This window comes from Pseudomonas sputi (assembly GCF_021603585.1).
Lineage (GTDB): Bacteria > Pseudomonadota > Gammaproteobacteria > Pseudomonadales > Pseudomonadaceae > Aquipseudomonas > Aquipseudomonas sputi.
In genome coordinates, this window is the sequence record NZ_BQHI01000002.1 from 21,970 (window position 1) to 35,373 (window position 13,404).

A 13,404-nucleotide genomic window follows, 5' to 3' on the forward strand; every position below is an offset into this window, starting at 1 on the left:
CTCAGGCTTCGGCTTGGGCTTTGATCAGACGGTCGTAGGCGTCCTGATCCAGCAACTTGGCGACGGCCGAGGCGTCGGCCGGTTTGAAGCGGAAGAACCAGCCTTCGCCCAGCGGATCTTCGTTGACCAGCTCGGGGCTGTCTTCCAGGGCCGGGTTGGTGGCCAGGACTTCACCGTCCAGTGGCATATAAACGCCACTGGCGGCTTTTACCGATTCCACGGTGGCGGCTTCGGCGCCTTTCTCGTAAGCCTGCAATTCAGGCAGTTGCACGAACACCACGTCGCCCAGGGCGTTCTGCGCGAAAGCGGTGATGCCAACGGTGACAGAGCCATCGGCTTCGGCGCGCAGCCATTCGTGATCTTCAGTAAAACGCAACTCGCTCATGGAATCTCCTAGGGGCCAGACTCGTCTGGTGGACGCAGTGGAATGCTTGGGCGGTAAAGCCCTGATTTTATGAACGGTTACTTAGCAAGAACGCGGCCAATGTAGAAATAGCGTTATAAATCAATGGTTTGATATTTATTTGCTGGGTTTTGAAAGCAGGGTGTGTAGCGAAATCGCTACAGCTTGGGGCGAAGAAAAAAGCTGAACCGGATCAAAGCCTTGCACAACGGTGATTCGAGGAGGCTGTATCGATATCGTTCCGCTGTAGCGCTTTCAGTACAGATGGAGGTCGCTTTTGAACGGATTTCGAATCCGCCACATACCCTATGGGAGCGGGCTTGCCTCAGGGCTTGTTGGGAATGCCGTACTTGCGCAGTCGATGCGCGATTGCGGTGTGCGAGGTCTGCAGGCGGCTGGCCAGTTGGCGAGTCGAGGGGTAGCTGACGTAGAGCTTTTCCAGCAGCGATTTTTCGAAGGCATCCACGGCTTCCTCCAGGCTGTCGACGTCGGTGTCGGTCTGGCGCGCCACCGAGGTGCCGGCGATGTCGAGGTCGCCGATGTCCACCAGGCTGCTTTCGCAGATCGCGGCGGCGCGGAAGATCACGTTCTGCAATTGCCGCACGTTGCCCGGCCAACGGTTGCCGAGCAGCGCCGGGTAAGTGCCCGGAGCGAGGCGGCAGACCGGGCGCTGGATCTGCGCGCAGGCCTGCTGCATGAAATAGCGCGCCAGCAACAGGATGTCCTGACCGCGTTCGCGCAGCGGCGGCACTTCGACGTTGAGCACGTTGAGGCGGTAGAACAGGTCTTCGCGGAACAGGCCTTCGCTGACCATTTTTTCCAGGTCGCGGTGGGTGGCGCTGAGAATCCGCACGTTGACCTTCACCTCACGGTCGCCGCCAACCCGACGGAAGCTGCCGTCGTTGAGAAAGCGCAGCAGCTTGGCCTGCAAGTACGGCGACATCTCGCCGATTTCGTCGAGGAACACCGTGCCCTGGTTGGCCAGCTCCATCAGCCCCGGTTTGCCGCCGCGTTGCGCGCCGGTGAAGGCGCCGGGGGCGTAGCCGAACAGTTCGCTTTCGGCGAGGTTCTCCGGCAGGGCCGCGCAGTTCAGTGCGAGGAAGGGCGCGTTGTGCCGGGCGCTGATGGCGTGACAGGCGCGGGCCACCAGTTCCTTGCCGGTGCCGGTTTCGCCCTGGATCAGCAGCGGTGCATCAAGGGCTGCGACGCGTTGGGCGCGGGCCTTGAGGGTGCGGATTGGCGGCGATTCACCGAGCAGCGCATCGAAGCCTTCAGCGTGATCGTGGTGCAGCGCCGAGAGTTGTTCGCCGATGCGGTTGGGCTGGTACAGCGTGAGCAGGGCGCCGGCGTCGGTGATCGGCGTGGCGTCGAGCAACAGGGTCTGACCGTTGACGGTGATTTCCCGCAGCGGCAGGCGGAAGCCTTGTTCCAGCAACGTCTCCAACAGACCCGGATCGTTGAACAGTCCCGAGACGCTTTCACCGGCCGGCTCGCGCCCGTACAAGGCGATCAGCGCCGGGTTGGCCAGCAGCACCTTGCCGGCGCTGTCCAGCGCCAGCACCGGGTCGGTCATCGCCGCGAGCAACGCGTCGAGCTGCAAGTGCCGGCGCTGGCCGGGGAGAATGTCAACCACGGTCACTGCTTCTACGCCACGCACGCGAAACAGCGCATCTTTCAGTTCCTCGAGCACTTGCGGGCTGAGGGTCGGGGCGTCGATGTAGACGTTGGGCGGGATCATCTCCACCGCATCCAGATTGAGATTGCGCCCGCCGAGGATAGCCAGGACTTCCTGGGTGATGCCGACGCGGTCGATGAAGCTGACGTGGATACGCATGGGGCGGTTCTGGGTTCTGGAGTGCGGAGAGGGGCAAGTATGCCTTGGGGCGGGGAAATGGTGAAATCCGCGTCCTGCGCTGATCGTTCCCGCGCGCCTGCGTGGGAATGCATCCCGTGACGTTCCGCGTCACAGTAGACGCGGAGCGTCCAAGGCGGCATTCCCACGCGGACGGTTCGACGCCTCGACGTGGGAACGATCAGTAGAAAGGGGTTACTCGAAATGCTCGGGATTGACCGGATCCCCGGATTGCATATTCAGCTGCTTGCGGATGTCTTCAAACATCAGGTCGTAATGCTTGTGCACCGAGCCGATCTGGCTGTGGCTCTTGGGGATGCCGTACTTTTCGGCAATCTGCGTGACGTTGCGAGCGAAGTTATAGGCTTCCTCCTTGGGCAGAAAGAACGGTTCGTTGACCTCTTTGCCCTGCATGCTGCCGTGCAGGGTGAACTGTATCCCTTTGCCTTTCTGCGGATCGGTGAACACTTCATAGTCGAGGTGCACGTTGTAATTGACGTCATCGTCAGTCAACGCGTGCCGCTCGATATGCAAATGACCGGGTTCGAACTGGGCCATGGGTTTCTCCTTTCAAGGCATGGGAGAAGGGCAGACCTGAGGCCTGCCCCCGGAGTTTCTTTTTATCGGTAGGTGATGCCCGGCGCTGCCGTGCTGACCCGCGTACCGGCGGTGCCCTGGACGATGGCTTCGATGTCCGAGAGCGAGCCGATCACCGCGACCTTGCCAGTATGGCGCGCAAATTCACAGGCTGCCTGCACCTTCGGCCCCATGGAGCCGGCGGCGAAGCCCAGGCGTTCGAGTTCGTCCGGGTGGGCCTGGGCGATGGCTTTCTGAGTCGGCTTTTTGAAGTCGATGTAAGCGGCGTTGACGTCGGTGGCGATCACCAGCAAATCACTTTCCAGCTGTTCGGCCAGCAGCGCCGAGCACAGATCCTTGTCGATCACCGCTTCGATGCCCTTGAGGTTGCGGTTCTCGTCATACATGGTCGGAATCCCGCCGCCACCGGCGCAGATCACGATGCTGCCCTTGTCCAGCAGCCACTTGATCGGGCGGATTTCGAAGATGCGTTTCGGCCGTGGGCTGGCCACCACGCGGCGGAACTTGTCGCCGTCCGGAGCGATGGCCCAGCCTTTTTCGGCGGCGAGTTTTTCTGCCTCGGCTTTCTCGTATACCGGGCCGATCGGTTTGGTCGGGTTCTTGAAAGCCGGGTCGTTGGCATCGACTTCGACCTGGGTGAGCAGGGTGGCGAACGGGACTTCGAAGTCCAGCAGGTTGCCCAGTTCCTGTTCGATGATGTAGCCGATCATGCCTTCGGTTTCGGCACCGAGCACATCCAGCGGGTAAGGGGTGACGGAGGTGTAGGCCGCTGCCTGCAACGACAGCAGGCCGACTTGCGGGCCATTGCCGTGGGCGATGACCAGTTGGTTGCCGGGATGGATCTTGGCGATTTGCTCGGTGGCGATGCGGATGTTGGCGCGCTGGTTGTCAGCGGTCATCGGCTCGCCACGGCGGAGCAGGGCGTTACCGCCCAGAGCTACGACGATACGCATGGTGCATGTCCTTTTCGTGTTGATCGCTGATCGTTCCCACGCGGAGCGTGGGAACGATCAGTGCCAAAGTCGGGTTACAGATCAGCCAAAGTCGACACCAGAATCGCCTTGATGGTGTGCATGCGGTTTTCCGCTTGCTCGAAGGCGATGCAGGCCGGCGACTCGAACACGTCGTCGGTGACTTCGATGCCGTTTTTCAGGTGTGGATACTGTTCGGCAATCTGTTTGCCGACCTTGGTATCGCTGTTGTGGAACGCCGGCAGACAGTGCATGAACTTGGTGCGCGGGTTGCCGGTGGCTTTCATCAGCTCGGCGTTGACCTGATACGGCAGCAGTTGCTGGATACGCTCGGCCCAGGCTTCCACCGGCTCGCCCATCGATACCCAGACGTCGGTGTGGATGAAGTCCACGCCTTTGACGGCGGCTTTCGGGTCTTCGGTCAGGGTGATGCGGGCGCCGCTTTCTTCTGCGTATTGCTTGCAGCGATCGACCAGATCATCGTGCGGCCACAGGGCTTTCGGCGCGCAGATGCGCACGTCCATGCCCAGTTTTGCGCCGATCAGCAGCAGCGAGTTGCCCATGTTGTTGCGCGCGTCGCCCAGGTAGGCGTAGCTGATTTCATGGATCGGCTTGTCGGCGTGCTCACGCATGGTCAGCACGTCCGCGATCATTTGCGTCGGGTGATATTCATCGGTCAGACCGTTGAACACTGGCACGCCGGCGAACTTGGCCAGCTCTTCGACGATTTCCTGTTTGAAGCCACGGTACTCGATGGCGTCGTACATGCGACCCAGCACGCGGGCGGTGTCCTTCATGCTTTCCTTGTGACCGATCTGCGAAGAGTTCGGGTCGATGTAGGTGACGTTGGCGCCCTGGTCATACGCGGCGACTTCAAACGCGCAGCGGGTGCGGGTCGAGGTTTTTTCGAAGATCAGGGCGATGTTGTTGCCCTTGAGGTGTTGCTGCTCGGTGCCGGTGTATTTGGCGCGCTTGAGGTCGCGGGACAGGTCGAGCAGGTAACGCAGCTCACGTGGGGTGTGGTGTTCCAGGCTGAGCAGGTTACGGTTGTGAATGTTGAACGCCATGATGATTCTCCTTGGATTCGGTAATCGGCCCGGCCGCTACGGGATAGGTGCGGCCGGGGAGATGGTCGTTTAGTAGTCGATTGGGTCGCGGATGATCGGGCAGGTCATGCAGTGGCCGCCGCCACGGCCGCGACCGAGTTCGCCGGCGCTGATGGTGATGACCTCGACCCCGGCCTTGCGCAGCAGGGTGTTGGTGTAAGTGTTGCGGTCGTAGCCGATGACCACGCCCGGCTCCACGGCCACCACGTTGTTACCGTCATCCCATTGCTCGCGTTCGGCGGCGAAGCTGTTGCCGCCGGTTTCGACGACGCGCAGTTTCGGCAGGTTGAGGGCTTTGGCCACGACGTCGAGGAACGTGCCTTCTTCGCGACGGATGTCGATGCCGCCCTGTTTGCTTTCGTCAGGGCGCAGGGTGAAGGCGACTATCTGATTCACCACTTCCGGGAAGATCGTGACGAGGTCGCGGTCGCAGAAGCTGAACACGGTATCGAGGTGCATCGCCGCGCGAGACTTCGGCAGGCCGGCGACGATGACTTTTTCCACGGCCTTGTTCTTGAACAGGTTCAGCGCCAGTTGGCCGATGGCCTGACGCGACGAACGCTCGCCCATACCGATCAGCACCACGCCGTTGCCGATCGGCATCACGTCGCCGCCTTCGAGGGTCGAGCTGCCGTGATCCTTGTCCGGGTCGCCGTACCAGATCTCGAAATCGGCGTTAGTGAACTGCGGATGGAATTTGTAGATGGCGGTGGTCAGCAGGGTTTCCTGACGGCGCGCCGGCCAGTACATCGGGTTCAGCGTCACGCCACCGTAGATCCAGCAAGTGGTGTCGCGGGTGAACTGGGTGTTCGGCAGCGGCGGCAGAATGAAACTGGAGTGGCCGAGGAAGTCGCGGAACATCTGGATGGTCTTGCCACCGAAGCTGTCCGGCAGGTCATCGGCAGAGACGCCGCCAATCAGGAATTCGGCGATGTGTCGCGGCTCCAGGCTTTTCAGCCAGGATTTGACTTCGTTGATCAGGCCCAGGCCCACCGAATCGGCGGTGACCTTGCGCTCGAGTATCCAGTCCAGCGCTTCAGGGAGGGCGACGATGTCGGTCAGCAGGTTGTGCATTTCCAGCACGTCGATCCCGCGCTCACGCATCTTGGTCACGAAGTCGAAGTGGTCGCGTTTGGCCTGAGCGACCCACAGCACATCGTCGAACAGCAGTTCATCGCAGTTGTTCGGGGTCAGCCGCTGATGGGCCAGGCCTGGGGAGCAAACCATGACTTTGCGCAATTTGCCGGCTTCGGAGTGGACGCCGTATTTGACTTTTTCCGTGGTCATTTCAGTGATCCTCCAGAGAGAAAACGTTGGGCAATTACAGAGTCAGGAAGCCGTCGTACAGTCCGTAGGCAGCCACCAGGGCGCCCACGACCACTGCGGCGAAAATCAGCTTCTCGACGTTGGTGAAAACCGGTTGTTTGAGTTCGAGCTTGGCCTTGGCGAACAGGATCGCGCCGGGGGCATAGAGCAGGGCCGAGAGCAGCAGGTACTTCACGCCGCCGGCATAGAGCAGCCACACCGCATAAATCAGCGCGATACCACCGATCATCAGGTCCTTGCGCCGTTCGGCCGCGAAGCCTTCGTAGCTTTCGCCGCGCACCGCCAGCAGCAGGGCGTAGGCCGCCGACCACAGGTACGGCACCAGAATCATCGACGTGGCGAGGTAGATCAGCGACAGGTAAGTGCTGGCCGAAAACAGGGTGATGATCAGGAACAGCTGCACCATCGCGTTGGTCAGCCACAGGGCGTTGACCGGCACGTGGTTGGCGTTTTCCTTGCGCAGGAACTCCGGCATGGTGTGGTCCTTGGCGGCGGCGAACATGATCTCCGCACACAACAGCACCCACGACAGCAACGCCCCCAGCAGCGAGATGATCAGACCGACGCTGATCAGCACCGCGCCCCAGTGACCGACCACATGCTCCAGCACAGCGGCCATCGACGGGTTCTGCAGCTTGGCCAGTTCCGGCTGGGTCATGATGCCCAGCGACAACACGTTCACCAGCACCAGGAACAGCAGCACGGTGATGAAACCGATCACGGTGGCCTTGCCGACGTCCGAACGTTTTTCCGCCCGGGCCGAGAAGATGCTCGCGCCTTCGATGCCGATGAACACCCACACGGTGACCAGCATCATGTTGCGCACCTGGTTCATCACGCTGCCCAGATCCGGGTTTTTCATGCCCCAGATGTCGGCGGTGAAAATGTCCAGTTTGAAGGCGAAGATCGCTATCAGGACGAACAGCAGCAGCGGCACGACCTTGGCGACGGTGGTCACGAGGTTGATGAACGCCGCTTCCTTGATCCCGCGCAGCACCAGGAAGTGCACGCCCCACAACAGGACAGAGGCACCGATCACGGCAGCAACGGTGTTGCCTTCACCAAAAATCGGGAAAAAGTAACCGAGGGTGCTGAACAGCAGAACGAAGTAACCGACGTTGCCCAGCCAGGCACTGATCCAGTAGCCCCAGGCCGAAGAGAAACCCATGTAGTCGCCGAAACCGGCCTTGGCGTAGGCGTAGACACCGCCGTCCAGGTCAGGCTTGCGATTGGCCAGGGTTTGAAAGACGAAAGCGAGGGTGAGCATGCCGACAGCGGTGATGGCCCAGCCGATCAGTACCGCGCCGACGTCGGCACTGGCGGCCATGTTTTGTGGCAAAGAGAATATCCCGCCACCGATCATTGAGCCGACTACCAATGCAACCAGTGCACCTAGTCGCAGTTTTCCGGGAGCTTCAGACATTGCATGACTCCATTGCAGGAGAGAAGAGTTCACAGCGTAGTTCTGTTGGCTATTCAAACAGCTGACTTAGATCAGTGCATGGTCACATTCCATTGTTAATGAATGACTTATGAACCGGATAAAGGCATAAAGCTATTGTCTGTAAAGCCCGTACTAGAGGCTTTTTTTCGATATGAATAGGAATTGCTCCTATTACTTTCGAGTTATGACGCTAGTTCTTTTTCAGGGTTTGGCAAATTTTTCACCGCTGTTTTCAGTACAGAATTGATTTATCAGGATTTGCGCACAAAATTATCCGAACGCGCTATGCGTTAGTGCCGATGGCTATATATAACGGGTGGTGATTGGCGTTATTCAATGAACGTCATTACGCTTTATCCATTTAGTTAAAAACCGGTTGCATAACGGTTTTGCGGCCATCGCCGCTCTGGAACCAGGAGACGCTGGAATGTCGCAACCGACGCAAAAGCTGCGCCTTGGCGCACTGATCGCCCTGGTGGTCGGATCGATGATCGGCGGAGGGATTTTCTCTTTGCCACAGAACATGGCGGCCCGGGCCGATGCCGGGGCCATCCTGATCGGTTGGGGGATCACGGCGATCGGCATGCTCACCCTGGCTTTCGTGTTCCAGACCCTGGCCAATCGCAAACCGGAACTGGACTCCGGCGTGTATGCCTACGCCAAGGCCGGGTTCGGCGACTACATGGGGTTTTCTTCCGCCTGGGGTTACTGGATCAGTGCCTGGCTGGGCAACGTCGGGTATTTCGTGTTGCTGTTCAGCACCCTCGGCTACTTCTTTCCGGTGTTCGGCCAGGGCAACACGCCGATCGCCATCGGTTGCGCCTCGGTGTTGCTGTGGGCTGTGCACTTTCTGGTGATGCGCGGGATCAAGGAGGCGGCGCTGATCAATCAGTTGACCACCGTGGCCAAGATCATTCCGTTGATCATGTTCGTGGTCATTGCCGCCGTGGCGTTCAAGGCCGAGATTTTTACCCGCGACATCTGGGGCCGCAGCAACCCGAACTTCGGCGGCGTGATGGATCAGGTGCGCAACATGATGCTGGTCACGGTGTTCGTGTTCATCGGTATCGAAGGCGCCAGTGTCTACTCGGCCCGGGCGGAGAAGCGCACCGATGTGGGCCGGGCCACGGTGATCGGTTTCATCGGCGTGCTGGCGCTGCTGGTGCTGGTCAATGTGCTGTCGCTGGGGATCATGAGTCAGCCGGAACTGGCGACCTTGCAGAACCCGTCGTTGGCCGCCGTGCTGGAACACATTGTCGGGCCATGGGGCGCGCTGCTGATCAGCGTGGGCCTGGCCATTTCGTTGCTCGGTGCGTTGCTGTCGTGGGCGCTGCTGTGCGCGGAGATCCTGTTCGCCACCGCCAAGGACAATACGATGCCGGCGTTCCTGAAAAAGGAAAACGCCAACCATGTGCCGGTCAACGCGTTGTGGCTGACCAACGTGATGATCCAGATTTTTCTGTTGATCACGCTGTTTTCCGCCGGTACTTACACCAGCCTGATTTACCTCGCCTCGTCGATGATTCTGGTGCCGTACCTCTGGTCGGCGGCCTACGCCGTGTTGCTCAGCGGTCGGGGTGAAACCTATGAACATGCCTCCGCCGAACGCACCAAGGATCTGCTGATCGGCGGCATCGCGCTGTGTTACGCGGTGTGGCTGTTGTATGCCGGCGGGATGAAATACCTGCTGCTCTCGGCGCTGCTGTATGCGCCGGGGGTGATCCTGTTCGCCAAGGCCAAGCATGAGCAGGGCGAGCCGCTGTTCACCACGCTCGAGAAGGGGATTTTCACCTGTGTGATCGCCGGGGCCGGGCTCGCGGCCTACGGGTTGTACAGCGGCGTGTTGTCTCTGTGAGATTGCGGCTCGACTATCAGGGGGCTTACGACTGGCCGGCGATGCTCGGGTTTCTTACGGCGCGGGTGTGGTGGATGTCCTTGAGTCGCTCGGATGAATCCTGATTCTGGTTTTGTTCGTTCTGGCCTATTCGCGAGCATGCACGCCAAAGCGCTGGAGAACTCACCATTGCGCCCGATGTGAGCCCAATTCTGTTGCTGGCAATGCCCACTGCAATGGCGTTCCAGCAATACGAAGCGGTGCAAGCAATCGATGCGCCGCCCCCCACGGCGTCTGCTCCACCTGCAAGCTCTGATCCTTTGCATCCTCCGGACGCAACGCTTCATCCGTCCCTTGCTCATGCTCGATCAACAACTTCGCCGTCCGCGCCAGCGACAACCGTGCCGATCCACCTTGACCACGGCGTAACCGTTCAGCCAGCAACCGAATCACGCTCGCCGCCATCAGATACCCCGTCGCATGATCCAGTGCCTGCACCGGCAGCGGTGTCGGTTTGTCCGCCTGCTTCCAGCGCTGTCCGGCCTCGGCGATTCCGCTGCTCATCTGCACCAGGCTGTCGAAGCCTCGGCGGTTCTGCCACGGGCCGCTCCAGCCGTAAGCGTTGAGGCAGACGTCGATCAGCCCCGGCGCCCATTGCCGGCGACGTTCGATACCGAAGCCGAGATGTTCAAGGGCGTCGGCGCGATAGCCGTGCAACAGGATGTCCGCATCCTTGAGCAGGCTTTCGAACACTGCGCGATCTGCCGGAGCATGCAGATCCAGCCGTGCACAACGTTTGCCGAGGGTCACTTCCGGCACCACGCCGGGTTCGTTCCAGGTCGGTGGGTCGATGCGCAGCACATTGGCGCCCAGTCCCGCGAGTAAGCGGCTGGCGGTCGGGCCGGCCAGTACGCGGGTCAGATCGAGCACCTTGAGCCCGGCCAACGGTCGCGCCACCGAGCCTTGCCAGGGGCGAGGGGCTTGTTCTTTCCCGTTACTGAAATGCACCAAGGGTTCGGCATTCACCGCCAACCCTTGCGGATGTTTCTGCCACTGCGCCCAGCTGCGCATTTGGGCAGCGCAACCCTTGGCCTCGACCACCGCTTGCTCCAGATCGGCACTGGCCCATTGCGCGACTTTCGCCGCCATGGCTGTGCGGTCGGTACAGGCGCCGAGCACGCTTTGAGCGGCAGCGCGGTGATGCGGGGCGTTGGTGTGCAGACGAATCCAGCCGTCCCTGGTCGCGTAGTCACCGGCTACCGGATCCCATAGCGGCGGGACTTCCCAGCCGGTCGGCCGTAGCGACGTGGCGAACCAGAACGAGGCGAGGCGGCGGTCGACTTCAATACCGGGCAAGTGGCCGGTTTGCTGCTGAAGGAGTTCGGCGACGGCTTGCCCGGCAGCGGCAATGCTTGCGCAGGCCAGGTCGGTGACGGCAAACGCCGAGGGCAGGGCACCCTCGCCAGTGAACGGAATCGGCATGGGGGACAAGCCGAGTGCGGCTTGAATGGACGTGAGCAGATCAGTCATCGAAGGCCCTCCGGAAGAGGGCCTGATCATAGAACAGATGACGAGATCGTTCCCATGCTCTGCGCTCCAGTTCAGGAGCGGGACGCGGAACGTCCTGGGCTGCATTCCCACGCCGAGCGTGGGAACGATCAGCGGTCGAGGGGAGATCAGACGCGGAACTGATCCATCAATTTCATCTGCTGACTGGCCAGGGCGTTGAGCTGGCTGCTGATCGCCGCCGATTCTGTAGCCTGTTCGGTCAGGGTTTCGGTGACGGTGCGGATGGCCGAGACGTTGCGGTTGACCTCTTCGGCCACGGCGCTCTGCTGTTCGGCGGCGCTGGCGATTTGCAGGTTCATGTCGCTGATCACGGTGACCGCATCGCTGATCTTGCCCAGGGCATCCACGGCCTGGCGGATCTGCCCGGCGTTGTTGTGGGCCTGGGTCTGGCTTGAGTGCATAGTGGCGACCACGCCACGGGTGCCGGTCTGGATACGTTCGATGACCACGCGGATTTCTTCCACCGAATCCTGGGTGCGCTTGGCCAGGTTACGGACTTCGTCGGCCACCACTGCAAAACCACGACCGCTTTCACCGGCACGGGCCGCTTCGATCGCGGCATTCAGCGCCAGCAGGTTGGTCTGTTCGGCGATGCTGCGGATCACTTCCAGCACCGAACCGATCTGCTCGCTGTTGACCGCCAGCTCTTCGACTTCGGTCACCGCTTTGCTGACTTCATCGGCCAATTGATTGATGTCGCGGGTGCTGCGCTCGATGATCGACATGCCGTCCTTGGCCGACTGGCCGGCGCCTTTTGCGGCGTTGGCAGCGTTCGAGGCACTGTTGGCCACATCGTGGGCGGTGGCGCTCATTTCGTTGGAGGCGGTGGCCACCTGATCGATCTCGCGGAACTGCACCTGCATGCCTTCACTGGTCTGGCGGGCGATTTCCGACGATTGATCGGCGGTGCCGCGGGCCTCGGTGATGCTCTGTTTGATCTGGGCGATGGTCGGTTGCAGCTTGTCGAGGAAGCGGTTGAACCAGTTCACCAGTTCGCCCAGCTCATCCTTTTTCGTGTAGTTCAGGCGCTGGGTCAGGTCGCCTTCGCCGCTGGCGATGTTCTTCAGCATCTCGGCGACACTGTTGATCGGACGGGTCACGCCGGAGGCGGTCAGCCAGATCAGCAGCAGACCGATCAGACCGGCGATCACGGCCACCGCCAACGCGGTAATCGTGCCGGTTTGCTGCGCGTCATCGAGCACCGCCTGCAGCTTGACCGAGTCGGCCAGCAGCACTTGTTTCGGCAGGTCGATGACCACGCCCCAGGCCTTGGAATCGGCAATCGGGTTGACCGGATACACGGCGCGGATCACGTCGCCCTGCTCAAGAATTTTCGGGCTGCCGGCGCTGAGCAGTTGCAGGATGTCCTTGCCCTCGGCGCCGAGGGTGTCGCCGATGCTCTTGCCGACCTTGCCGGCATCCGCGCTGTAGGCACCGAGCACGCCGCTGCCGGACACGATCAGCATGTGTCCGGCGCTGTTGAACAGGTCACGCTGGGAGTCCACGGCTGCCGCTTGCAGGGCGTCGAGGGCGATGTCGACACCGACCACGCCGATGGCCTTGCCATCCACCAGCAGCGGCACGGAAATGGTCGTCATGAGCATTTCTTTGCCGCCCACGGTGTCGGCATACGGGTCGAGCAGGCAGGTGCGCTTGTTGTCGCGAGGGCAGGTGTACCAGCTGTTGTAAGGCGTGCCGCTGACGCTGAGGGTGGTCTTGTTCATGTCGTCTTCGACCATGATCGTGTTCAGCGACGAACCGGCAGCACGGCTCCAGTAACTGGCGAAACGTCCCGCCTCGTTGGACTGGCGCGCGGCATCGTTGGCGAATTCGCTGTCCTTGCCGTCCAGCCCGTTGGGTTCGAATGCCAGCCAGATGCCAAGCACCTTGCTGTTGCGCTCGAAGGCGGTTTTCAGGCTCTGGTTCAGCTCTTCACGCAGGGCACCGGCGTCCAGCGAACGCTTGGCGGCCATCGCTCGCATGTCCTTGATCTGGTCGGCCAGCGCGGTGATCACCAACAGGCTTTCGCCGAAGGTTTTCTGCACCCGCACCGCTTGCTCGGCAGCCTTGGCCTGCAACAGGTTCTGCACGCTGGCGGTGAGCATCTTGCTACTGGAAGCACTGACCAGTTCGTCGTTCTGGTTGGTCTGGTAAATGTTGATGCCAACGATCAGTGCGACCACACCGAGCAGGCACAGGCCGGAGAGCAGGACGATTTTCAGGCGGATGGACAGAGAGTCGAACATGGGACGTTCTCGCGAATGGATGAGCTGTTGGCTACGGGCTGGGAGGTGCCCGGTTC

The 13,404-nt window shown here is 61.0% G+C and carries 10 protein-coding genes and 1 pseudogene; 1 reads left to right on the top strand and 10 read right to left on the bottom strand.

What is annotated here, in order from left to right; all coding sequences use genetic code 11:
* Window position 1: 1 nt before the first annotated feature.
* The 7 genes from gcvH to arcD (L6D81_RS02660) all read right to left on the bottom strand — a co-directional run bounded on the left by gcvH (window position 2) and on the right by arcD (L6D81_RS02660) (window position 7,678).
* Window positions 2-385, bottom strand: coding sequence for a glycine cleavage system protein GcvH (gene gcvH / locus L6D81_RS02630; RefSeq protein ID WP_007951190.1), 384 nt, complete (start codon window positions 383-385; stop codon window positions 2-4).
* A gap of 343 nt (window positions 386-728) precedes the next feature.
* Entirely contained in the window at window positions 729-2,237 is a 1,509-nt protein-coding gene (locus L6D81_RS02635; protein ID WP_236177795.1) for a sigma-54-dependent transcriptional regulator, read from the bottom strand.
* Window positions 2,238-2,450: 213 nt separating this feature from the next.
* On the bottom strand, window positions 2,451-2,813 hold the full coding sequence (locus L6D81_RS02640; protein WP_039766036.1) for a DUF5064 family protein: 363 nt from the start codon (window positions 2,811-2,813) through the stop codon (window positions 2,451-2,453).
* A 62-nt stretch (window positions 2,814-2,875) separates the two neighbouring features.
* The gene (gene arcC, locus L6D81_RS02645; protein ID WP_236177796.1) at window positions 2,876-3,805 is read right to left on the bottom strand and encodes a carbamate kinase; all 930 of its coding nucleotides are present in this window, start codon (window positions 3,803-3,805) and stop codon (window positions 2,876-2,878) included.
* A gap of 74 nt (window positions 3,806-3,879) precedes the next feature.
* A complete protein-coding gene (locus L6D81_RS02650) occupies window positions 3,880-4,890 on the bottom strand; it encodes an ornithine carbamoyltransferase (RefSeq protein WP_236177797.1) in 1,011 nt (336 codons plus the stop codon).
* 69 nt (window positions 4,891-4,959) lie between these two features.
* Complete coding sequence (gene arcA, locus L6D81_RS02655; RefSeq protein WP_236177798.1) at window positions 4,960-6,216, bottom strand: arginine deiminase; 1,257 nt, start codon at window positions 6,214-6,216, stop codon at window positions 4,960-4,962.
* Between the two features lie 34 nt (window positions 6,217-6,250).
* Window positions 6,251-7,678: an arginine-ornithine antiporter gene (gene arcD / locus L6D81_RS02660; protein ID WP_236177799.1), complete on the bottom strand. Its 1,428-nt coding sequence runs from the start codon at window positions 7,676-7,678 to the stop codon at window positions 6,251-6,253.
* Window positions 7,679-8,126: 448 nt separating this feature from the next.
* Here arcD (L6D81_RS02660) and arcD (L6D81_RS02665) point away from each other — a divergent pair, with 448 nt between their 5' ends.
* A complete protein-coding gene (gene arcD / locus L6D81_RS02665) occupies window positions 8,127-9,554 on the top strand; it encodes an arginine-ornithine antiporter (RefSeq protein ID WP_236177800.1) in 1,428 nt (475 codons plus the stop codon).
* Window positions 9,555-9,716: 162 nt separating this feature from the next.
* On the opposite strand, the gene L6D81_RS02670 is transcribed toward arcD (L6D81_RS02665), so the two are convergent.
* The 3 genes and pseudogenes from L6D81_RS02670 to L6D81_RS29615 all read right to left on the bottom strand — a co-directional run.
* A complete protein-coding gene (locus L6D81_RS02670) occupies window positions 9,717-11,063 on the bottom strand; it encodes a CoA transferase (protein ID WP_236177801.1) in 1,347 nt (448 codons plus the stop codon).
* 146 nt (window positions 11,064-11,209) lie between these two features.
* Window positions 11,210-11,965, bottom strand: a complete 756-nt coding sequence (locus L6D81_RS29610; protein WP_373874284.1) for a methyl-accepting chemotaxis protein — start codon at window positions 11,963-11,965, stop codon at window positions 11,210-11,212.
* A 102-nt stretch (window positions 11,966-12,067) separates the two neighbouring features.
* A pseudogene (locus L6D81_RS29615) lies at window positions 12,068-13,348 on the bottom strand (methyl-accepting chemotaxis protein); the annotation flags it as partial.
* Window positions 13,349-13,404: the final 56 nt, after the last annotated feature.